This is a genomic window from Pseudomonas sp. PDM21, from assembly GCF_014852505.2.
Lineage (GTDB): Bacteria > Pseudomonadota > Gammaproteobacteria > Pseudomonadales > Pseudomonadaceae > Pseudomonas.
The window spans coordinates 3,167,117-3,186,818 of record NZ_CM181223.1; the positions used below are offsets into that span (position 1 = coordinate 3,167,117).

A 19,702-nucleotide genomic window follows, 5' to 3' on the forward strand; every position below is an offset into this window, starting at 1 on the left:
ATTCGTCGCCCATGAAAAAGGCCGGCTTGCTGCCGGCCTTTTTCGTTTCGTCTGATCCTTGACGAATCAGGCTTCCGCCGTGAGGTTCTCTACCTCGCTGCTCGGGGCAGTCTGCGCGGACGGGGTGGATGCATTGGCGTTGACGGGCTGGATGTTCACCGCGTGCAACCCCTTCGGACCTTGCAGGATCTCGAAACTGACGGGTTGGCCGGCCTTGAGAGTCTTGTAGCCATCCATCTGGATTGCCGAGTAATGAGCAAACAGGTCCTCATCTCGGCCATCAGCCAGGATGAAACCGTAGCCCTTGGCGTTGTTGAACCACTTGACCTTACCGCTAAGCATGCTGATATCCCTCTGCAAAGGACTCCATCGCTGGAGTATCATCCACTACTATTCCGCTATGCCTTTTTCTGAAGACTGGCGTCCGGAACTCCTGATACCCTCCGGGGGGTATCCTTTGGTTGTAACACCCTTTTGCCGTTAGTCAAGGCGGCGTCGTCTGGGCCTGAGAGGCGATTCAAACTCCGGCCGGCCCACTCATTCACCCACTCGCAAAGCTTTTATTCCAGCATGCATGCAAGTAGCCAGATTCGACTAACATTCAATCAGGACCGCCCGGATCCAATGGAAGACGACGGGACGGGGCTGGCGGTTGAAGAAGCCAAACCTGCCCTGAAGGCGCCGTCCATGTATCGGGTCATCATGTTCAACGATGATTACACCCCGATGGATTTCGTGGTTGAGGTGCTCGAGCTGTACTTCAACATGAACCGCGAGCAGGCAACCAAGGTCATGTTGACTGTGCATACCCAGGGCAAGGCGCACTGCGGAACCTTTACCCGCGATGTCGCGGAAACCAAAGCCATGCAGGTCAATCAATATGCGAGGGAGAGCCAACATCCACTGTTGTGCGAAATTGAGATAGAAGGTTGATGCGGATGTTTGGGAGCGAGGTGAAGTCATGTTGAATCGAGAGCTCGAAGTCACCCTCAATCTCGCCTTCAAGGAGGCGCGGGCGAAGCGGCATGAGTTCATGACCGTTGAGCACTTGCTGTTGGCGCTTCTTGATAATGAGGCTGCCGCAACGGTTCTGAAGGCGTGCGGTGCGAATCTGGACAAACTGCGGCGAGACCTGCAGGAGTTCATCGATTCCACCACGCCGCTGATCCCCCAGCACGACGAGGATCGCGAAACCCAGCCAACCCTGGGTTTCCAGCGCGTCCTGCAGCGTGCCGTATTCCACGTGCAGAGTTCCGGCAAGCGCGAAGTCACCGGCGCCAACGTGCTGGTCGCCATCTTCAGCGAGCAGGAAAGCCAGGCGGTGTTCCTGCTCAAGCAGCAGAGCGTCGCGCGGATCGACGTGGTCAACTATATCGCCCATGGCATCTCCAAGGTGCCGGGTCATGCCGAGCATCAGGACAGCGAGCAGGAGATGCAGGACGAGGAGGGCGGCGAGTCTTCCACTTCCAGCCATCCGCTGGATGCCTATGCCAGCAACCTGAACGATTTGGCGCGCCAGGGTCGCATTGATCCGCTGGTCGGTCGTGAGTCGGAAGTCGAGCGCGTCGCGCAGATCCTCGCTCGTCGCCGCAAGAACAATCCGCTCCTGGTGGGTGAGGCGGGTGTCGGCAAGACTGCCATCGCTGAAGGCCTGGCCAAGCGCATCGTCGACGGCCAGGTGCCGGACCTGCTGTCCGACAGTGTCGTCTACTCCCTGGATCTGGGCGCGCTGCTGGCAGGCACCAAGTACCGCGGCGACTTCGAGAAGCGCTTCAAGGCGCTGCTCAATGAGCTGCGCAAGCGCCCGCACGCGGTGCTGTTCATCGATGAAATCCACACCATCATCGGTGCTGGTGCGGCATCGGGCGGGGTGATGGATGCGTCCAACCTGCTGAAGCCGCTGCTGTCGTCCGGCGAGATTCGCTGCATCGGCTCGACTACCTTCCAGGAATTCCGCGGCATCTTCGAGAAGGATCGCGCGCTGGCTCGTCGTTTCCAGAAGGTCGATGTCACCGAGCCGTCCGTCGAGGATACCTTCGGCATCCTGAAGGGTCTGAAGCCGCGCTTCGAGCAGCACCACCACATCGAGTACAGCGATGAAGCGCTGCGTGCCGCTGCCGAGCTGGCTGCCCGCTACATCAATGACCGGCACATGCCGGACAAGGCCATCGACGTGATCGACGAGGCGGGCGCCTACCAGCGTCTGCAGCCGGAAGAGAAGCGCGTGAAGCGCATCGAAGTGCCGCAGGTCGAGGACATCGTCGCGAAGATCGCGCGGATTCCGCCCAAGCACGTGTCCAGCTCCGATAAAGAGCTGCTGCGTAACCTGGAGCGTGATCTGAAGCTGACCGTGTTCGGCCAGGCCGCGGCCATCGAGTCGCTGTCCACTGCCATCAAGCTGTCACGCGCCGGCCTCAAGTCGCCTGACAAGCCTGTCGGCTCCTTCCTGTTCTCCGGTCCGACCGGGGTGGGCAAGACCGAGGTGGCTCGTCAGTTGGCCAAGGCGTTGGGTGTGGAGCTGGTGCGCTTCGACATGTCCGAGTACATGGAGCGGCATACCGTGTCCCGTCTGATCGGCGCGCCTCCGGGCTATGTCGGTTTCGACCAGGGCGGCCTGCTCACCGAGGCAATCACCAAGACGCCGCACTGTGTGCTGCTGCTGGATGAGATCGAGAAGGCGCATCCGGAAGTCTTCAACCTGCTGCTGCAGGTGATGGATCACGGCACTCTGACCGACAACAACGGGCGCAAGGCGGATTTCCGCAACGTCATCCTGATCATGACCACCAACGCTGGTGCAGAAACTGCGGCGCGGGCTTCCATCGGCTTCACGCAGCAGGACCACTCCACCGATGCCATGGAAGTGATCAAGAAGAGCTTCACACCGGAGTTCCGCAACCGCCTGGACACCATCATCCAGTTCGGCCGCCTGAGTCACGAGACCATCAAGAGCATCGTCGACAAGTTCCTCACCGAGCTGCAGGCGCAGCTGGAGGACAAGCACGTGCAGATCGAGGTCAGCGATTCGGCGCGCGGCTGGCTGGCCGACAAGGGCTACGATCCGCAGATGGGTGCTCGTCCGATGGCGCGGCTGATCCAGGACAAGATCAAGCGGCCGTTGGCCGAAGAGATCCTGTTCGGCGAGCTGGCCGAGCACGGCGGAGTGGCCCATGTGGATCTGAAGGATGGCGAGCTGGCCTTCGAGTTCGAAGTGATCGCCGCAGAACCGGCCTGACGAGTATTAATCAGGCTCAAACGAAAACGCCCGGCACTGCCGGGCGTTCTTCTGTGCGCCGGCTTTTGCCGGCACCTACCGTCTGTCAGCGAGCGCGGTAGGTGATGCGACCCTTGGACAGGTCGTAGGGCGTCAGTTCAACGCGAACTTTGTCGCCGGTCAGGATGCGGATGTAGTTCTTGCGCATCTTCCCGGAGATGTGCGCGGTAACGACGTGCCCGTTCTCCAACTCCACGCGGAACATGGTGTTGGGCAGGGTGTCGACGACAGTGCCTTCCATTTCGAAGCTGTCTTCTTTCGACATGCAGTAGAACCCTCGGTATCTATGGTTGCCTGAAGTTTCAGGGCATTAAAAAAGGCACACATTGTGCCTGAAATCGCCCCACAACGCCAATGGCTGTTTTCGCTTCAGTTCAGCGCTACCCAACGCTGGTTCACGAAAAGCTCGATCGGGCGGTACTGGGTCTTGTAGTTCATCTTCCGGCAATTCTTGATCCAGTAGCCCAGGTAGACGGCGTGCAGGTTCAGGCGTTCGGTCTCGGCGACCTGCCAGAGGATGGCGAATCGGCCGAGGCTGCGGCGCTCTTCGTCCGGGTCGTAGAAGGTGTAGACCGCGGAGAGACCGTTGGGCAGGACGTCAGTCACCGCGACGGCAAGCAGTCTGCCGTGGAGGCGGAACTCGAAGAAGCAGCTGAACGGCAGGTCACGCACGAGGAAGGTGGCGAACTGGTCGCGACTGGGTGGGTACATGTCCCCGTCTGCGTGGCGCTGCTCGATGTAGCGCATGTAGAGGGCGTAGTACTCCTCGGTGAAGGCGGGGCGCTTGCGGACGACTTCCAGGTCGGCGTTGCGCTTGATGATGCGCTTCTGCTGGCGATTCGGCTGGAAGCCGGCGGCCGGAATGCGCGCCGGGATGCACGCGGTGCAGTGTTGGCAGTGCGGCCGGTATAGGTGCTCGCCGCTGCGCCGGAAGCCCACCTCGGACAGCGAGGCGTACAACTGCGCGTCCATGGGCTGGCTGGGGTCGAGGAACAGGGTGGTGGCCTGCTCCTCGGGCAGATAGCTGCATGGATGCGGTTGCGTGGCGTAAAACTTCAGGCGGGCGAGCTCGGTCATCTTTAACCCCTGCGAGGTCCCTCAGGCAAGTTTAAGACAGGCTGAGCGGGTCCGCCTGCGAAGTCCAGTCCTGCGAGGGTGTTTCGTCGAGATGACGGCGCAGGTAGCTGGCGAATTCGCGGCGGGAGATAGGGCGGGCGCCGAAACTGTGCAGGTGCTGGGTCGGCATCTGGCAGTCGATCATCACGAAACCGGCGGCCTTCAGGCGCTGTACCAGGGCGACGAAGGCGGCCTTGGAGGCATTGTCGGCGCGGCTGAACATGGATTCGCCGAAGAACAGGCGACCGATGGCTAGCCCGTAAAGCCCGCCGACCAGTTCATTGCCGTGCCAGGCTTCCGCTGAGTGGGCAATACCCAATCGGTGCAGTTGGCAGTAGGCGTCCTGCATCGGCGTAGTGATCCAGGTGCCGTCCGCATAATCGCGTGGTCCGGCGCAGCCGTGGATGACCTGCTCGAAGGCCTGGTCGATGGTGATCTGGTACTGCTGCTGGCGGATGAACTTGGCCAGGCTGCGGGAGATGTGCAGTTCTTCAGGAAACAGAACAGTGCGCGGGTCCGGTGACCACCAGAGGATCGGCTGGCCATCCTGGTACCACGGGAAGCAGCCGTGGCGATAGGCCTGGATCAGGCGCTGCGGGTTGAGGTCTCCGCCGGCCGCAAGCAGCCCGTTGGGCTCGTGCAGAGCCTTGTCGAGGGGCGGAAAATCGAAATTGCTGCGGGAAAGCCACTTGAGCATAGGGAGGAGGGGAGGGTGAGCCTCCCCTTGCGCCGATCAGTTGTCGTCGAGGAACTTTTCGGCGTCCAGCGCGGCCATGCAGCCGGCCCCGGCGGAAGTGATCGCCTGGCGGTACACGTGGTCGGCCACGTCGCCGGCGGCGAACACGCCGTCGATGCTGGTCAGGGTCGCGTTGCCTTCGGCGCCGCCCTTGATCTTCAGGTAGCCGTCATGCATTTCCAGCTGGCCCTTGAACAGGTCGGTGTTGGGCTTGTGGCCGATGGCGATGAACACGCCGGACAGGTCCAGCTGGCGGGTTTCGCCGCTTTCGGCGTCCTTCAGGCGAACGCCGATCACACCCATGTTGTCGCCCAGGACTTCGTCCAGGGTGGTATTCCAGTGCAGGCGTACGTTGCCGTTCTTGGCTTTCTCGAACAGCTTGTCCTGCAGGATCTTCTCCGAGCGCAGCTTGTCGCGACGGTGGATCAGGTGGACTTCCTTGGCGATGTTGGACAGGTACAGCGCCTCTTCCACGGCGGTGTTGCCGCCGCCGACCACGCAGACGACCTGGTTGCGGTAGAAGAAACCGTCACAGGTGGCGCAGGCGGAAACGCCCTTGCCCATGAAGGCCTCTTCCGAGGACATGCCCAGGTACTGGGCCGAAGCGCCGGTGGCGATGATCAGCGCGTCGCAGGTGTAGGTGCCGCTGTCGCCCTTGAGGGTGAAAGGCTTCTGCTGCAACTCGGCGGTGTGTATGTGGTCGTAGACGATCTCGGTATCGAAACGCTTGGCGTGCTGCTCCATGCGCTGCATCAGGGCGGGACCGGTCAGGCCTTCGACGTCGCCGGGCCAGTTGTCGACTTCGGTGGTGGTGGTCAGCTGGCCGCCGGGCTGGATGCCGGTGATGACAACAGGCTTGAGGTTGGCGCGCGCGGCGTACACGGCCGCGGTGTAGCCCGCGGGGCCGGAGCCCAGGATGATCAGGCGCGAATGCTTGACTTCACTCATAAAAAGACTCCATAAGCCTTTGTCACGTAAGAGAATGCATGCTCCAATTGAGCAGCCGAAAAGCGGTGTTGGGCTATGCTACACCGAACCCCGGAAAGCCGGCAAAAGCGCAGTCAGGCACACCCGGGTTCGCTGGCATCGGCCGGCCAAAGCCGTACAATAGGCCCGTTTCGCGGCCCAACGACTCTCGGACGCGCGTATAGCGCAGGAATAGAAGCGTTTTGAAGGACACCACAGCAAGCCATGCCGCCGCCTGGCGCCAGCAATTGCACTACCGTCTGAAGGAAGGGGCCCTGATCGCGCTCGGCGCGCTCTGCCTTTACCTCTGGATGGCACTGCTCACCTACGATTCCTCCGATCCGGGCTGGAGCCACTCCAGTCACGTCGAACAGGTGCAGAACGCGGCCGGCCGCCTGGGCGCGTTGAGCGCGGACATCCTGTTCATGGTGCTGGGCTATTTCGCCTACCTGTTCCCGCTGCTGCTGGCGGTGAAGACCTATCAGGTCTTCCGCAAGCGCCACGTGGCCTGGGAGTGGAGCGGCTGGCTGTTCTCCTGGCGCCTGATTGGCCTGGTGTTCCTGGTCCTGTCCGGCTCCGCGCTGGCTTACATCCATTTCCACACCAGCGGTGCTCATATGCCGGCCACGGCTGGCGGGGCGCTGGGCGAGAGCCTTGGCCAACTGGGCATCAATGCGCTGAATGTGCAGGGCAGTACGCTGCTGTTCCTGGCGCTGTTCCTGTTCGGCATGACGGTGTTTGCCGACCTGTCCTGGTTCAAGGTGATGGACGTCACCGGCAAGATCACCCTCGATCTGTTCGAGCTCATCCATAACGCCACCAACCGCTGGTGGAGCGCCCGTAGCGAGCACAAGCAGCTCGTCGCCCAGTTGCGTGAAGTCGACGAACGCGTGGCCGAAGTCGCCGCCCCCATCGTTGCCGACCGCCGTGAGCAGGCCAAGGTCAAGGAGCGCCTGATCGAGCGCGAGGAGGCGCTGGTCAAGAGCGTGCAGGAGCGCGAAAAGCGCGTGGCGCCGAAGATCGACGTCCCGCCACCGCCCACCAAGCCGGCCGAGCCGAGCAAGCGTGTGCTGAAAGAGAAGCAGGCGCCGCTGTTCGTCGATACCGCCGTGGAAGGCACGCTGCCGCCGCTATCGATCCTTGACCCGGCGTCGGAAAAGAAACAGAGCTACTCGCCCGAGTCCCTGGAGGCCATGTCGCGCCTGCTGGAGATCAAGCTCAAGGAGTTCGGTGTCGAGGTTATCGTCGAGTCCGTGCACCCGGGTCCGGTGATCACCCGTTTCGAAATCCAGCCAGCCGCTGGCGTGAAGGTCAGCCGTATCTCCAACCTGGCCAAGGACCTGGCGCGCTCGCTGGCCGTAATCAGCGTGCGCGTGGTGGAAGTCATCCCCGGCAAGACCACCGTCGGCATCGAGATTCCCAACGAAGACCGGCAGATGGTGCGCTTCTCCGAAGTGCTGATGACGCCGGAATACGACGAGCACAAGTCCACTGTACCGCTGGCCCTGGGGCACGACATTGGCGGCAACCCGATCATCACCGACCTGGCGAAGATGCCGCACCTGCTGGTGGCGGGTACCACCGGTTCCGGTAAGTCGGTGGGCGTGAACGCCATGCTGCTGTCGATCCTGTTCAAGTCCACGCCCGAAGAGGCGCGGCTGATCATGATCGACCCGAAGATGCTGGAACTGTCGATCTACGAAGGCATTCCGCACCTGCTCTGCCCGGTGGTCACCGACATGAAGGAGGCCGCCAACGCGCTGCGCTGGAGCGTCGCCGAGATGGAGCGCCGCTACAAGCTGATGGCGGCCATGGGTGTGCGTAACCTCGCAGGCTTCAATCGCAAGGTGAAGGACGCGGAGGAGGCCGGCACCCCGCTGACCGACCCGCTGTACCGCCGCGAGAGCATGGAAGACGAAGCACCGCTGCTGCAGACCCTGCCGACCATCGTGGTGGTGGTCGACGAATTCGCCGACATGATGATGATTGTCGGCAAGAAGGTGGAAGAGCTGATCGCCCGTATCGCCCAGAAGGCGCGTGCGGCGGGCATCCACCTGATCCTGGCGACCCAGCGTCCGTCGGTGGACGTGATCACCGGCCTGATCAAGGCGAACATCCCGACCCGTATCGCCTTCCAGGTCTCCAGCAAGATCGACTCGCGCACCATCCTCGATCAGGGTGGCGCCGAGCAGCTGCTGGGTCACGGCGACATGCTCTACCTGCCGCCGGGCACCGGCCTGCCGATTCGCGTCCATGGCGCTTTCGTCTCCGACGACGAAGTACACCGCGTTGTCGAGGCCTGGAAGCTGCGTGGCGCGCCGAACTACATCGAGGACATCCTCGCCGGCGCCGAAGAAGGCGGTGGCGGTTCGTTCGAAGGCGGCGGTGGCGGCGAAGGCGGCGAGGGCAGCGAGGACGATCCGCTCTACGACGAGGCCGTGCGCTTCGTGACCGAAAGCCGCCGGGCTTCGATCTCCGCCGTGCAGCGTAAGCTGAAGATCGGCTACAACCGCGCCGCGCGGATGATCGAGGCTATGGAAATGGCCGGTGTGGTTACTCCGATGAATACCAATGGCTCGCGCGAAGTAATGGCGCCGGCCCCGATCCGTGATTGATTCGACTTCGAGGATTTCGATGCGTCTGATCCGCCTGTTGTTCGTTGCTGCGCTGGCTGTTGCCGGCGTCCAGGCCCATGCCGACGAGGCTGCTGCGCAGCGCCTGAGCGGGATGCTCACCAAGGCCCAGACAATGACCGCGCGCTTTTCCCAGTTGACCCTGGACGGCAGCGGCACCCGCCTGCAGGAAACCGCCGGCACCCTGGGCCTGAAACGTCCGGGGCTGTTCCGGTGGCACACCGATGCTCCGAACGAGCAGCTGTTGATCTCCAATGGCGAGAAAATCTGGCTGTACGACCCGGACCTGGAACAGGTGACCATCCAGAAGCTCGACCAGCGCCTGACCCAGACCCCAGCGTTGCTGCTCTCCGGTGATGTTTCGAAAATCGGTCAGAGCTTCGATATCACCGCCAAAGATGGCGGCAACGTGGTCGACTTCACCCTCAAGCCGAAGTCCAAGGACACCCTGTTCGACAGCCTGCGGATTTCCTTCCGCAGTGGCGTGGTGAACGACATGCAGTTGATCGACAGCGTCGGCCAGCGCACCAACATCCTGTTCTTCGACGTGAAGATGAACGAGGCGATGGACGCCAAGCAGTTCGTCTTCGATGTGCCCAAGGGTGTCGACGTCATCCAGGAGTGACCGGTACTGCGCGCCTGCGTCAAGTACCCGGCTTTGAGTGATAAATAGGTAAGACCTTGGATCTGTTCCGCTCCGCCCCCGTTTCCCAGCCCCTGGCTGCGCGCCTGCGCGCGACCAGCCTGGACGAGTACGTCGGCCAGGAGCACCTGCTTGCCCGCGGCAAGCCGCTGCGCGAGGCGCTGGAGCAGGGCGCGCTGCACTCGATGATCTTCTGGGGCCCGCCCGGAGTCGGTAAGACAACCCTGGCGAAGCTACTGGCCCAGGTTACCGATGCGCATTTCGAGACCATCTCCGCGGTGCTCTCGGGCGTGAAGGAAATCCGCCAGTCGGTGGAAGTGGCCAAGCAGCACGCCGCGCAGTACGGCCGCCGCACCATCCTTTTCGTCGACGAAGTGCACCGTTTCAACAAGAGCCAGCAGGATGCCTTCCTGCCCTATGTGGAAGACGGCACGCTGATTTTCATTGGCGCGACCACCGAAAACCCGTCCTTCGAGTTGAACAACGCGCTGCTCTCCCGCGCCCGCGTCTATGTGCTGAAAAGCCTGGACGAAGCGGCCCTGCGCCGACTGGTCGAGCGCGCGCTGACCGAAGAGAAGGGGCTGGGCAAGCGCAACCTGAGCCTGCCTGACGACAGCTTCGCCATCCTGATGGCTGCCGCCGATGGCGATGGCCGGCGCCTGCTCAACCTGCTGGAGAACGCCTCCGACCTCGCCGAGGACAACAGCGAGATCAGTGCCGAGCTGCTGCAGAACCTGCTGGGCGACTCGCGTCGGCGCTTCGACAAGGGCGGCGAGGCCTTCTACGACCAGATCAGCGCGCTGCACAAGTCGGTGCGTGGCTCCAGTCCTGATGGTGCGCTGTACTGGTATTCGCGCATGCTCGATGGTGGCTGTGACCCGCTGTACATCGCCCGTCGTGTGGTACGCATGGCCAGTGAGGATATCGGCAATGCCGATCCGCGTGCCCTGACCCTGTGCCTGCACGCCTGGGATGTGCAGGAGCGCCTTGGCAGCCCCGAAGGTGAATTGGCGATTGCGCAGGCTATCGTGTATCTGGCCTGCGCGCCGAAGAGCAATGCCGTCTACAACGCCTACAACACGGCGCGTCGTGACGTGGCGGAGAGCGGCTCGCTGGAAGTGCCGCTGCATCTGCGCAACGCACCGACCAAGCTGATGAAGAACCTGGGCTATGGCGACGAGTACCGCTATGCCCATGATGAGCCGGATGCCTATGCGGCCGGAGAAGACTACTTCCCCGAGTCCATGGAACCGCGCCAGTATTACCAACCCGTGCCGCGCGGGCTCGAACTGAAGATCGGCGAAAAGCTGCGCCATCTGGCCAGCCTCGACAAGGCCAGTTCCCGCCGTCGCAGAAAATCCTGAAGTGGCGCCCGCGAGCGCCGCCTGACACTAGACACGAGAAGACACCATGCTCGATTCCAAACTGGTTCGTACCCAGCCGCAGGAAGTGGCCGAACGCCTGGCCACCCGCGGCTTCACTCTGGACGTGGCGCGCATCGAAGCGCTGGAGAGCCAGCGTAAATCCGTGCAGACCCGCACCGAGACCCTGCAGGCCGAGCGCAACTCGCGCTCCAAGGCCATCGGCCAGGCCATGAAGAATGGTGAAGACGTCGCACCGCTGAAGGCCGAGGTCAACCGCATGGCCGAGGAGCTGGAGTCCGGCAAGCGGGAGCTGGACGCCATCCAGGCCGAGCTGGACAGCCTGCTGCTGAACATCCCGAACCTGCCCCACGAGTCCGTGCCGGTGGGGGCTGATGAGGAAGAGAACGTCGAAGTCCGTCGCTGGGGTACCCCGCGCACCTTCGATTTTGACATCAAGGACCACGTCGCCCTGGGCGAGCAGCACGGCTGGCTGGACTTCGAGACCGCCGCGCGGCTGTCCGGTGCCCGCTTTGCGCTGATGCGCGGCCCGATCGCCCGCCTGCACCGCGCCCTGGCGCAGTTCATGATCGACCTGCATACCCGCGAACACGGCTACGAAGAGGCCTACACCCCGTACCTGGTGCAGGCTCCGGCGCTGCAAGGCACCGGCCAGCTGCCGAAGTTCGAGGAAGACCTGTTCAAGATCCAGCGCGAAGACGAAGCGGACCTGTACCTGATCCCGACCGCCGAAGTCTCGCTGACCAACATCGTTGCCGGCCAGATCCTCGATGCGAAGGAGCTGCCGCTGAAGTTCGTCGCCCACACGCCCTGCTTCCGCAGCGAAGCCGGTGCGTCGGGCCGCGATACCCGCGGCATGATCCGCCAGCACCAGTTCGACAAGGTCGAGATGGTGCAGATCGTCGAGCCGTCCAGGTCCTGGGAAGCCCTGGAAAGCCTGGTCGGCAACGCCGAGAAGGTCCTTCAGGCCCTGGAGCTGCCGTACCGCGCCCTGGCGCTGTGTACCGGCGACATGGGCTTCGGTGCGGCCAAGACCTATGACCTCGAAGTCTGGGTGCCGAGCCAGGACAAGTACCGCGAGATTTCCTCCTGCTCCAACTGCGGCGACTTCCAGGCCCGCCGCATGCAGGCGCGCTACCGAAACCCGGAAACCGGCAAGCCGGAGCTGGTGCACACCCTCAACGGCTCGGGCCTGGCCGTGGGTCGTACCCTGGTCGCCGTGCTGGAGAACTACCAGCAGGCCGACGGCTCGATCCGCGTGCCGGAAGTGCTCAAGCCGTACATGGCGGGCATCGAGGTCATCGGCTGAGATGGACTTCCTGCCGCTGTTCCACATCCTGCGCGGACGTCGCGCGCTACTGGTCGGCGGCGGTGATGTCGCACTGCGCAAGGCGCGCCTGCTGAGCGACGCCGGCGCAGTGCTGCGAGTCGTGGCTCCGGAAGTACATTCGGAGCTGCGTGAGCTGATCGAGGAGGGCGCGGGTGAATTGCTCCTGCGCCCCTACGCTCAGAGCGACCTCCAGGATTGCGTGCTGGTGATTGCCGCCACCGACGATGAACCGCTCAATGCCCAGGTTTCCCGCGACGCCAACGAGCGTGGCATTCCGGTCAATGTCGTCGATGCGCCGGCCCTGTGCAGTGTGATCTTCCCGGCCATTGTCGACCGGTCGCCACTGGTGGTGGCGGTTTCCAGTGGCGGTGATGCGCCGGTGCTGGCACGCCTGCTGCGCGCCAAGCTGGAAACCTGGATTCCCGCGACCTACGGCCAGTTGGCCGGTCTCGCCAGCCGCTTCCGCGAGCGCGTGAAGCAGCGCCTGCCGGACCTGCAGCAACGCCGCAAGTTCTGGGAGGAGGTGTTCCAGGGCCCGGTCGCCGAGCGCATGATCGCCGGCCAGCCAAGCGAAGCCGAGCGCCTGCTGGCGGACAAGCTGGAATCGCCGCAGGCCGAGCCTCGCGGTGAGGTCTATCTGGTCGGCGCCGGTCCGGGCGATCCCGACCTGCTGACCTTCCGCGCCCTGCGCCTGATGCAGCAGGCCGACGTGGTGCTCTACGACCGCCTCGTTGCGCCGGCCATCCTCGAGTTGTGTCGCCGTGACGCGGACCGACTCTACGTCGGCAAGCGCCGTGCGGACCACGCCGTGCCGCAGGACGAGATCAATCGCAAGCTGGTCGAGCTGGCCCGGCAGGGCAAGCGCGTGCTGCGCCTGAAGGGCGGCGATCCGTTCATCTTCGGCCGTGGTGGCGAGGAGATCGACGAACTGGCGGCCAATGACATCCCGTTCCAAGTCGTGCCGGGTATTACGGCGGCCAGCGGTTGCGCGGCCTACGCCGGCATTCCGCTGACTCATCGTGACTACGCACAATCCGTGCGCTTCGTGACGGGCCACCTGAAAGACGGCAGCACCGACCTGCCGTGGAACGATCTGGTCGCCCCGGGGCAGACTCTGGTGTTCTACATGGGTCTGGTTGGCTTGCCGGTCATCTGCGAGCAACTGGTGCGTCACGGTCGTTCCGCCGATACGCCGGCGGCGCTCATCCAGCAGGGCACCACGGTGCATCAGCGCGTGTTCACTGGCACCCTGGCGAACCTGCCGGAGCTGGTGGCCGAGCATGAAGTGCATGCACCGACTCTGGTGATTGTCGGGGAGGTAGTGCAGCTGCGTGAGAAGCTGGCGTGGTTCGAGGGGCAGCAGTGATATCCCTGCGCGTTGCGATCCTGGGCGCTGCGTGTGCGCTGAGTTGCTTCGCCTTACCGGCCCATGCGGCCAGCTTCGACTGCAAGAAGGCCAAGCAAGCGGACGAGAAGGCCATCTGCGCGGATCGCCAGCTTTCCGAGATGGATGTGCAGGTGGCGACTACCTACCGTCTGCTGCGCGGCCTGTTCGCCATGGGCATGCGCGGCAACCTGGGTGACTCCCAGCTCGCCTGGCTGGAGCAGCGCCGCGCCTGCGGCGCCAAGAAGGCCTGCCTCAAGCAGCGCTACCAGGAGCGCCTGGACGCGCTGCAGAAGGTCTACGACGGTATCGACAAACCGATCTGACTCGGTGCTCCTGCAGGCGCGGACCTTGTCCGCGAATTGCGGGCGCGGCCCGCTCCCACAGCAGCGGTGCTGCTAGTCAGCCCTTGCGCGCGATCCCTTTACCCGGCAGGTGGTCCCGTCCGTGCGGTCCGGTGAAGTCCTGCAGCGGGCCGAGTGGCACGACGCCGGTGGGGTTGATGGTGCGGTGGCTGGCGTAGTAGTGGTTCTTGATGTGCTGGAAATCCACGGTTCCGGCAACGCCCTCCAGTTGATACAGCTCGCGCAGCCAGCCGGACAGATTCGGGTAGTCCGCCAGGCGCCGTAGGTTGCACTTGAAGTGGCCGTGGTAGACCGCGTCGAAGCGGATCAGTGTGGTGAACAGCCGCACGTCGGCTTCGGTCAGGTATTCACCGGCCAGGTAGCGCTGCTTGCTCAGGCGCTCTTCCAGCCAGTCCAGTTCGTTGAACAGGGTCTTGAAGGCCTCTTCGTAGGCGTCTTGCGTCGTCGCGAAACCGGCGCGGTACACGCCGTTGTTCACTGTCGGGTAGATGCGCTCGTTCAGTTCGTCGATCTGCGTGCGCAGCGGCTCCGGGTAGAGGTCCAGCGGGTTGCCGGTGATGCCGTCGAAGGCGCTGTTGAGCATGCGGATGATCTCCGCCGATTCGTTGCTGACGATGCGTTGCTCGTGCTTGTCCCACAGCACCGGCACGGTCACGCGGCCGGTGTAGTTCGCGTCGTCCCTGGTGTAGCGCTGATGGAGGAAGGTCAGGCCGTCGAGCTTGTCGCCCGTGGAGCCGAGGGCTTTGTCGAAGGTCCAGCCGTTTTCCAGCATCAGCCAGCTGACCACCGAAACGTCGATCAGCGATTCCAGGCCCTTGAGCTGGCGGTAGATCAGCGTGCGGTGGGCCCAGGGGCAGGCCAGGGATACGTAGAGGTGATAGCGGCCGGCTTCGGCGCGGAAGCCGCCTTCGCCGGTGGGGCCGGGCTGGCCGTCAGCAGTGACCCAGTTGCGGCGCTGCGCGTTCTCGCGCTGGAAGCGGCCGTCCTTGCTGGTGTCATACCACTGGTCATGCCAGCGGCCATCGATCAACTGTCCCATCTCATTGCTCCAGAACACGGGGGAGATGGGACCAGTCTATCGGCTGTGGCTCGATTGTTTAGCGCAAAAACAGGATTCCAAGTATCGACTAAATCGATTTATCCCGCGCAGCCCAGCGCCTATCGGCTTCTGCGAAGGCATCGCCGCGCTGCATTCCCATGGCGCGCAGGGCGAGTGCCATGGTCGCGCGGACGGCCAGTTCGCCGTAGGCATCTTCGGCTTCGCCGCGCCAGAAGGCGGCCAGGTGCGCCGGGTCCAGCGTTTCCGGCTTCACGTGGCGCAGCGGCGACAGCGCCGGCCATTCCTCGTCCCAGGCTTCGCCGTTGCGGCAGCCATAAAGGTGGGAGGTGGCGTCGGGGTTCATCTCGATTTCGCCGCCCTCGCCCTTGATGACGATGGCGTAGTCGCCTAGCAGGCGGCTGCCCTCACGGTGCACCTCCTGGTAGCCAGGGTGGAAGATGCTCTGCAGGACGCAGGTTGCGCCCAGCGGGTTGAGCAGGCGCACGGCCGAGTGCATGGGGGAGCGCAGGCCCAGGGTGTTGCGCAGGTCGATCATGCGCTGCAGGCGCGGCATCCAGTCGACCAGCGGGGCGAAGGCGATGCCTTTGGCGTCCAGTGCAGCGCTGACGGAATTCCAGTCACGGCACAGCGGCAGGCCGAGCTGCTCCAGAAGCTGTTCGCTGTAGACCCGGCCGGCGGTATGCGCGCCGCCGCCGTGCAGCAGGATACGGGTGCCGCTGCCTCCCAGGCACTTGGCGGCCAGCAGGTACCAGGGCAGGTGACGCTTCTTGCCGGCGTAGCTGGGCCAGTCGAGGTCCACGGCGATCTTCGGTGCCTGTAGGCGGGAGCGCACGGCTTCGGTGAAGCCGGCGAGTTCCTCAGCGCTTTCTTCCTTGTGCCGCAGCAGCATCAGGAAGGCACCCAGCTGGCTTTCCTCGACCTTGTCGTCGAGGATCATGCCGAGGGCTTCGCGGGCTTCCTCGCGGGTCAGGCCGCGCGCGCCGCGCTTGCCTTTGCCCAGGATGCGGACGAACTGGGCGAAGAGGTGTTCGGCGGGTGTCTGCAGGACGAGCGGGGAGGTGGTCATAGGCAATTGGTCGGCTTCGGCAGGCCGGCGAGCTTGGCGGCAAGCTTGGCCGGTGTGCCCTTGAACAGGAGGTTGAGGTGCAGGCTGCTGCCTTTTTCCGCGCCCAGCTTCTGGGCGACGTACTTGATCAGCGGACGGTTGGCCGGCGAGAGCTGGAACTCGCCGTAGAACTCGCGCAGCAGCAGGAGGATTTCCCAGTGTTCGGGAGTCAGGTGGATGCCCTCGTTGTGCGCCAGGGCCTCGGCGGCGACGTCGCTCCAGTCGTTCAGATCGACGAGGTAGCCGTCCTTGTCCAGCGGCAGGGAGTGGCCGTTGACCAGTAGAGTGCTCATAGCCAGGCGTTCACCTTGTCGAAGCGAGTGCAGAGCTCGACGAAGCCGGGGTAATCGACGGTAACGACGTGGGCGGGGGTATCGTCCATGCCGCGGGCCTGAAGGTCTTCCTGCAGGGCGAATAACGCGTTGCCAGTGGGTAGCGCCTGGAGCGTCTGTGCAGGTTTGCTGCCGGGTCGCAGCGCGTAGGTGGCATCGCCGCTCAGCAGGATTCCATCGTCTGCCCCCAGCAGGAGCAGGCAACTGTCGAATCGGCCGTCATTGAATGGCGAGTGCGAGAGCAGGTGGAGAGTAGCCATCAGATCGTGATCACCTGGTCATGGGTTTGCAGCAGGTTGCGCAGCGCGACATCGTCCAGCGCCTGAGCGGGCAGGGTCAGGCTGGCGCTGTCCAGTCCGCGTTCGGCAAGGCTGTGGCTGCTGGTGTAGAGCGCTTCCACGCCGAACAGTGGCAGGGCTTGCAGATTGGCCTGCAGGTCCTTCTGTTCGACTGTGCTCGGGCGCTGGCCGGGAGCGAGCTGGAACACCCCGTCATCTAGAAAGAGCATCGAAATCGGCAGGTCGAAGGCGCCGCCGGCCAGGGCGATATCCAGCGCCTCGCGGGCGGCGGTGCCGGCCCAGGGCGCCTGGCGGCTGATGATCAGCAGGGACTTGGCCATCAGTTGCCTCCGAAGCAGACCAGGCGGTCCGCCAGTTGCGCTGCTTCATGCAGCTGGCCGAGGCCGGACAGATCCCAGGGCGCCTGCAGGTTCGCGGCGGGACGGGAATAGCGGTTGGCCTCTTCCTGATTGAGCACGCCCCGACGCAGCGCAGCGGCAATGCAGACCACTCCGTCCAGTTGGTAATCGGCGACTAAGCGCGACCAGGCGGCGGCGACGTCCAGCTCATCCTGGCTGGTGACGGTGTTTGCCGAGGCGCTGTGCACGCCGTCCTGATAGAAGAACAGCCGGGTGATTTCATGGCCGCCGGCCAATGCAGCCTCGGCGAAGCGCAGGGCGCGCCGGGCTGCCGGCGAGTGCGGCGGGGAGAAGAGGGCGATGACGAACTTCATGGAGCAGGCCTGATCGGCAAATTTTCGCTGGATGATACGGCGCTATGCAGATGTTTGCCGCGCCGAAAATGAAAAAAGCCCGTCGAGACGGGCTTTTTCCTGGGAGGCGCGAGGATCAGTCGTCGCTGCCCATGATGCCAAAGATCTGCAACAGGCTGATGAACAGGTTGTAGATCGACACGTACAGGCTGATGGTGGCCATGATGTAGTTGCGCTCGCCACCATGGATGATCGCGCTGGTCTGGAACAGGATCATCGCCGAGGAGAACAGCACGAAGCCGGCGCTGATGGCCAGTTGCAGGCCGCTGATCTGGAAGAAGAGCGAGACCAGGACGGCGCCCAGCAGCACGAAGAAGCCTGCGGTGATGAAGCCGGACAGGAAGCTCATGTCCTTGCGGGTTGTCAGTACGTAGGCGGACAGGCCGAAGAACACCAGGGCGGTCATGAAAAAGGCCGAGGAGATAATGCTCGCGCCGTTGGCCATGCCCAGGTACATGTTCAGGATCGGGCCGAGGGTGTAGCCCATGAAGCCGGTGAGGGCGAAGGTGCTGACCAGGCCCCAGGCGCTGTTGCGCAGCTTCACGGTGAGGAAGAACAGGCCGTAGAAGCCCAGCAGCACCACGAAGAAGCTGGGGTAGGGCAGACGCATCTGCTGCGAGGCGAAGGCTACCAGGCCGCTGAAGGCCAGAGTCAGGGCCAGCAGGCCGTAGGTGTTGCGCAGGACGCCGCTGACCTCTTTCTGCTCCACGGCTGTGGAGTCGAGATATTGCCGTTCTTGCATGTCGAGACACTCCTGTTTAAGCGGGATACGGATCCATGACCGTAGTGGTGCTCATCATAACAGAGGGAAAAGCGTGCTGAATCATCAGAGTTTGACAGTGTGTTGCGATCCGGTAATATTGCCGCCCGCTCATGTGGAAGCGTGGCCGAGTGGTTTAAGGCAACGGTCTTGAAAACCGTCGACGGGCAACTGTCCTAGAGTTCGAATCTCTACGCTTCCGCCACTATTACAACGTTGAAAGCCCCGCAATGCGGGGCTTTCGCGTTTATGGCGATGAAGCACCACTTGTGGGGTCTCCTTCCAATTTCACATCGCGCTCATGGCAATTGCATTGCGCAAGTTGAACAACGTCAGAAAAGGCAGTCATCCCGATAGATGATTCTGTAGGGCGTTGATCCGCTCAGTTAAACTTCAAGCACCACTCTCCGGAAAATCCTGAATGAACCAAGTCGAAGATCTCGAGCGGCAGATGCGCGAAGCGCTGGGCGTTGCTCCGAAGAAAGTGAAAACCACTCGGGAAGCCAGCAACCCCATGCGGGGCTATCTGATTGTTCTGAGCGTGCGCGCAGAAAGTGGGCCCGCCTTTCGCTTCGAGCACCGTTCGCGCTCTCTGAGTCGCACCGAGGCGATCCTGGAGGCGGAAAAGGCAGCGCGCGCCGCAGGCTACAAGCCGTGGGCCCTGTTGGATGCCGTTGAAGCCTGAGTTCCATCTGCATTGCAGTCGATCCTTCCTGGCAGAGAATTTTCCGGTACGGCCGTCCTAGACGGTCTGACAGGTATCTGTCAGCATTTATCCCGCCTGCACTGCATTTCTCTGGCGCTTGCATTTTGGCGAACCGCTTCCAAGCTAGGTCGTAGAGCTGCTTTCTGTTAAGGTTCGGCAATTGTTCGGAGTCCCTTTTCGGGGCTCGCCATTCCATTCTGTTCAAGGGGTGCTGCGTGATTAAGGTGCTGGTGGTCGATGATCACGATCTGGTGCGCACCGGAATTACCCGCATGCTGGCTGATATCGACGGCCTGCAGGTCGTCGGGCAGGCCGACTCCGGCGAGCGTGGGCTGCAACTGGCGCGTGAGCTCAAGCCCGATGTTGTGCTGATGGACGTGAAGATGCCCGGCATCGGCGGCCTGGAAGCCACCCGAAAACTGCTGCGCAGCCAGCCCGATGTGCGCGTCGTGGTGGTAACGGTGTGCGAAGAGGACCCATTTCCGACTCGCCTGATGCAGGCTGGCGCCGCCGGCTATCTCACCAAGGGCGCGGCCCTAGACGAGATGGTCCAGGCGATTCGCCAGGTGTTTGCCGGCCAGCGCTATATCAGCCCGCAGATCGCTCAGAACCTGGCGCTGAAATCCTTCGAGCCGGAAAGAAATGCATCGCCGTTCGATACGCTGTCCGAGCGCGAGATCCAGATCGCGCTGATGATCGCCAACTGTCACAAGGTGCAGAGTATCTCGGACAAGCTGTGCCTATCGCCAAAGACCGTGAATACCTACCGCTACCGCATCTTCGAGAAGCTCTCGATCACCAGTGACGTCGAATTGGCGTTGCTGGCTGTCCGGCACGGCATGGTCGACGCCAGCAACTGA

Annotated in this window: 22 protein-coding genes and 1 tRNA gene; 11 read left to right on the forward strand and 12 right to left on the reverse strand. The window is 63.1% G+C overall.

Annotated elements, in window-relative coordinates; all coding sequences use genetic code 11:
* Positions 1-66: 66 nt before the first annotated feature.
* Positions 67-342, reverse strand: coding sequence for a cold shock domain-containing protein CspD (gene cspD / locus IB275_RS14630; RefSeq protein ID WP_045214920.1), 276 nt, complete (start codon positions 340-342; stop codon positions 67-69).
* 228 nt (positions 343-570) lie between these two features.
* Between cspD and clpS the strand changes: the two genes are divergently transcribed.
* Both clpS and clpA read left to right on the forward strand, forming a co-directional pair.
* Positions 571-933: an ATP-dependent Clp protease adapter ClpS gene (gene clpS / locus IB275_RS14635; RefSeq protein WP_081520477.1), complete on the forward strand. Its 363-nt coding sequence runs from the start codon at positions 571-573 to the stop codon at positions 931-933.
* A 28-nt stretch (positions 934-961) separates the two neighbouring features.
* Positions 962-3,235 (forward strand): ATP-dependent Clp protease ATP-binding subunit ClpA, encoded by a 2,274-nt coding sequence (gene clpA / locus IB275_RS14640; RefSeq protein WP_081520476.1) that lies wholly within the window; start codon positions 962-964, stop codon positions 3,233-3,235.
* An 85-nt stretch (positions 3,236-3,320) separates the two neighbouring features.
* Here clpA and infA read toward each other — a convergent pair whose 3' ends face one another.
* The 4 genes from infA to trxB form a co-directional block, all read right to left on the reverse strand.
* On the reverse strand, positions 3,321-3,539 hold the full coding sequence (gene infA / locus IB275_RS14645) for a translation initiation factor IF-1 (RefSeq protein ID WP_002553999.1): 219 nt from the start codon (positions 3,537-3,539) through the stop codon (positions 3,321-3,323).
* A gap of 104 nt (positions 3,540-3,643) precedes the next feature.
* Positions 3,644-4,351, reverse strand: a complete 708-nt coding sequence (locus IB275_RS14650; protein WP_138215506.1) for an arginyltransferase — start codon at positions 4,349-4,351, stop codon at positions 3,644-3,646.
* A 31-nt stretch (positions 4,352-4,382) separates the two neighbouring features.
* Positions 4,383-5,087: a leucyl/phenylalanyl-tRNA--protein transferase gene (aat, locus tag IB275_RS14655; protein WP_192296185.1), complete on the reverse strand. Its 705-nt coding sequence runs from the start codon at positions 5,085-5,087 to the stop codon at positions 4,383-4,385.
* 36 nt (positions 5,088-5,123) lie between these two features.
* Positions 5,124-6,074, reverse strand: a complete 951-nt coding sequence (gene trxB, locus IB275_RS14660) for a thioredoxin-disulfide reductase (RefSeq protein ID WP_081520473.1) — start codon at positions 6,072-6,074, stop codon at positions 5,124-5,126.
* A 221-nt stretch (positions 6,075-6,295) separates the two neighbouring features.
* Between trxB and ftsK the strand changes: the two genes are divergently transcribed.
* Genes ftsK through IB275_RS14690 form a run of 6 tightly spaced genes read left to right on the forward strand, consistent with a single transcriptional unit; the run spans position 6,296 to position 13,790 of the window.
* Positions 6,296-8,707: a DNA translocase FtsK gene (gene ftsK, locus IB275_RS14665; RefSeq protein WP_192296184.1), complete on the forward strand. Its 2,412-nt coding sequence runs from the start codon at positions 6,296-6,298 to the stop codon at positions 8,705-8,707.
* Positions 8,708-8,726: 19 nt separating this feature from the next.
* Positions 8,727-9,350 (forward strand): outer membrane lipoprotein periplasmic chaperone LolA, encoded by a 624-nt coding sequence (lolA, locus tag IB275_RS14670; protein WP_192296183.1) that lies wholly within the window; start codon positions 8,727-8,729, stop codon positions 9,348-9,350.
* A 56-nt stretch (positions 9,351-9,406) separates the two neighbouring features.
* The gene (locus IB275_RS14675) at positions 9,407-10,732 is read left to right on the forward strand and encodes a replication-associated recombination protein A (RefSeq protein ID WP_045214802.1); all 1,326 of its coding nucleotides are present in this window, start codon (positions 9,407-9,409) and stop codon (positions 10,730-10,732) included.
* A 46-nt stretch (positions 10,733-10,778) separates the two neighbouring features.
* On the forward strand, positions 10,779-12,059 hold the full coding sequence (serS, locus tag IB275_RS14680; protein WP_192296182.1) for a serine--tRNA ligase: 1,281 nt from the start codon (positions 10,779-10,781) through the stop codon (positions 12,057-12,059).
* A 1-nt stretch (position 12,060) separates the two neighbouring features.
* Positions 12,061-13,446 (forward strand): siroheme synthase CysG, encoded by a 1,386-nt coding sequence (gene cysG, locus IB275_RS14685; protein ID WP_192296181.1) that lies wholly within the window; start codon positions 12,061-12,063, stop codon positions 13,444-13,446.
* Positions 13,446-13,790 carry a lysozyme inhibitor LprI family protein gene (locus IB275_RS14690; RefSeq protein WP_285887717.1) on the forward strand — a complete coding sequence of 115 codons (345 nt, stop codon included), beginning with the start codon at positions 13,446-13,448 and terminating at the stop codon, positions 13,788-13,790. The genes cysG and IB275_RS14690 overlap by 1 nt, the downstream gene beginning before the upstream one ends.
* A gap of 76 nt (positions 13,791-13,866) precedes the next feature.
* Here IB275_RS14690 and IB275_RS14695 read toward each other — a convergent pair whose 3' ends face one another.
* The 7 genes from IB275_RS14695 to IB275_RS14725 all read right to left on the reverse strand — a co-directional run bounded on the left by IB275_RS14695 (position 13,867) and on the right by IB275_RS14725 (position 18,118).
* A complete protein-coding gene (locus tag IB275_RS14695; protein ID WP_192296179.1) occupies positions 13,867-14,868 on the reverse strand; it encodes a glutathione S-transferase family protein in 1,002 nt (333 codons plus the stop codon).
* 88 nt (positions 14,869-14,956) lie between these two features.
* Positions 14,957-15,955, reverse strand: a complete 999-nt coding sequence (locus IB275_RS14700) for a glycosyl transferase family protein (protein WP_192296178.1) — start codon at positions 15,953-15,955, stop codon at positions 14,957-14,959.
* Complete coding sequence (locus IB275_RS14705; RefSeq protein ID WP_151187240.1) at positions 15,952-16,287, reverse strand: TusE/DsrC/DsvC family sulfur relay protein; 336 nt, start codon at positions 16,285-16,287, stop codon at positions 15,952-15,954. Before IB275_RS14705 ends, IB275_RS14700 begins: the two co-directional genes overlap by 4 nt.
* On the reverse strand, positions 16,284-16,586 hold the full coding sequence (tusB, locus tag IB275_RS14710; protein ID WP_192296177.1) for a sulfurtransferase complex subunit TusB: 303 nt from the start codon (positions 16,584-16,586) through the stop codon (positions 16,284-16,286). The genes IB275_RS14705 and tusB overlap by 4 nt, the downstream gene beginning before the upstream one ends.
* Positions 16,586-16,945: a sulfurtransferase complex subunit TusC gene (tusC, locus tag IB275_RS14715; RefSeq protein ID WP_192296176.1), complete on the reverse strand. Its 360-nt coding sequence runs from the start codon at positions 16,943-16,945 to the stop codon at positions 16,586-16,588. The genes tusB and tusC overlap by 1 nt, the downstream gene beginning before the upstream one ends.
* Positions 16,945-17,337, reverse strand: a complete 393-nt coding sequence (gene tusD, locus IB275_RS14720; protein ID WP_192296175.1) for a sulfurtransferase complex subunit TusD — start codon at positions 17,335-17,337, stop codon at positions 16,945-16,947. The genes tusC and tusD overlap by 1 nt, the downstream gene beginning before the upstream one ends.
* Before the next feature lie 115 nt (positions 17,338-17,452).
* Positions 17,453-18,118: a Bax inhibitor-1/YccA family protein gene (locus tag IB275_RS14725; protein WP_024765156.1), complete on the reverse strand. Its 666-nt coding sequence runs from the start codon at positions 18,116-18,118 to the stop codon at positions 17,453-17,455.
* 135 nt (positions 18,119-18,253) lie between these two features.
* On the opposite strand from IB275_RS14725, the gene IB275_RS14730 reads away from it, so the two are divergent.
* The 3 genes from IB275_RS14730 (at position 18,254) to gacA (ending at position 19,702) form a co-directional block, all read left to right on the forward strand.
* A tRNA-Ser gene (locus tag IB275_RS14730) sits at positions 18,254-18,341 on the forward strand.
* Between the two features lie 216 nt (positions 18,342-18,557).
* Positions 18,558-18,821 (forward strand): hypothetical protein, encoded by a 264-nt coding sequence (locus IB275_RS14735; protein ID WP_225594994.1) that lies wholly within the window; start codon positions 18,558-18,560, stop codon positions 18,819-18,821.
* A 236-nt stretch (positions 18,822-19,057) separates the two neighbouring features.
* The gene (gacA, locus tag IB275_RS14740; RefSeq protein ID WP_017517075.1) at positions 19,058-19,702 is read left to right on the forward strand and encodes a response regulator transcription factor GacA; all 645 of its coding nucleotides are present in this window, start codon (positions 19,058-19,060) and stop codon (positions 19,700-19,702) included.

What these genes read in the sequence shown, in the direction of transcription:
- IB275_RS14700 (WP_192296178.1), bottom strand. Translation starts at nt 15,955, where the DNA reads ATGACCACCTCCCCGCTCGTCCTGCAGACACCCGCCGAACACCTCTTC.
- lolA (WP_192296183.1), top strand. Translation starts at nt 8,727, where the DNA reads ATGCGTCTGATCCGCCTGTTGTTCGTTGCTGCGCTGGCTGTTGCCGGC.
- tusB (WP_192296177.1), bottom strand. Translation starts at nt 16,586, where the DNA reads ATGGCTACTCTCCACCTGCTCTCGCACTCGCCATTCAATGACGGCCGA.
- cspD (WP_045214920.1), bottom strand. Translation starts at nt 342, where the DNA reads ATGCTTAGCGGTAAGGTCAAGTGGTTCAACAACGCCAAGGGCTACGGT.
- IB275_RS14650 (WP_138215506.1), bottom strand. Translation starts at nt 4,351, where the DNA reads ATGACCGAGCTCGCCCGCCTGAAGTTTTACGCCACGCAACCGCATCCA.
- IB275_RS14725 (WP_024765156.1), bottom strand. Translation starts at nt 18,118, where the DNA reads ATGCAAGAACGGCAATATCTCGACTCCACAGCCGTGGAGCAGAAAGAG.
- aat (WP_192296185.1), bottom strand. Translation starts at nt 5,087, where the DNA reads ATGCTCAAGTGGCTTTCCCGCAGCAATTTCGATTTTCCGCCCCTCGAC.
- IB275_RS14735 (WP_225594994.1), top strand. Translation starts at nt 18,558, where the DNA reads ATGAACCAAGTCGAAGATCTCGAGCGGCAGATGCGCGAAGCGCTGGGC.
- serS (WP_192296182.1), top strand. Translation starts at nt 10,779, where the DNA reads ATGCTCGATTCCAAACTGGTTCGTACCCAGCCGCAGGAAGTGGCCGAA.
- cysG (WP_192296181.1), top strand. Translation starts at nt 12,061, where the DNA reads ATGGACTTCCTGCCGCTGTTCCACATCCTGCGCGGACGTCGCGCGCTA.
- clpS (WP_081520477.1), top strand. Translation starts at nt 571, where the DNA reads ATGCATGCAAGTAGCCAGATTCGACTAACATTCAATCAGGACCGCCCG.
- IB275_RS14705 (WP_151187240.1), bottom strand. Translation starts at nt 16,287, where the DNA reads ATGAGCACTCTACTGGTCAACGGCCACTCCCTGCCGCTGGACAAGGAC.
- tusC (WP_192296176.1), bottom strand. Translation starts at nt 16,945, where the DNA reads ATGGCCAAGTCCCTGCTGATCATCAGCCGCCAGGCGCCCTGGGCCGGC.
- infA (WP_002553999.1), bottom strand. Translation starts at nt 3,539, where the DNA reads ATGTCGAAAGAAGACAGCTTCGAAATGGAAGGCACTGTCGTCGACACC.
- IB275_RS14695 (WP_192296179.1), bottom strand. Translation starts at nt 14,868, where the DNA reads ATGGGACAGTTGATCGATGGCCGCTGGCATGACCAGTGGTATGACACC.
- clpA (WP_081520476.1), top strand. Translation starts at nt 962, where the DNA reads ATGTTGAATCGAGAGCTCGAAGTCACCCTCAATCTCGCCTTCAAGGAG.
- trxB (WP_081520473.1), bottom strand. Translation starts at nt 6,074, where the DNA reads ATGAGTGAAGTCAAGCATTCGCGCCTGATCATCCTGGGCTCCGGCCCC.
- tusD (WP_192296175.1), bottom strand. Translation starts at nt 17,337, where the DNA reads ATGAAGTTCGTCATCGCCCTCTTCTCCCCGCCGCACTCGCCGGCAGCC.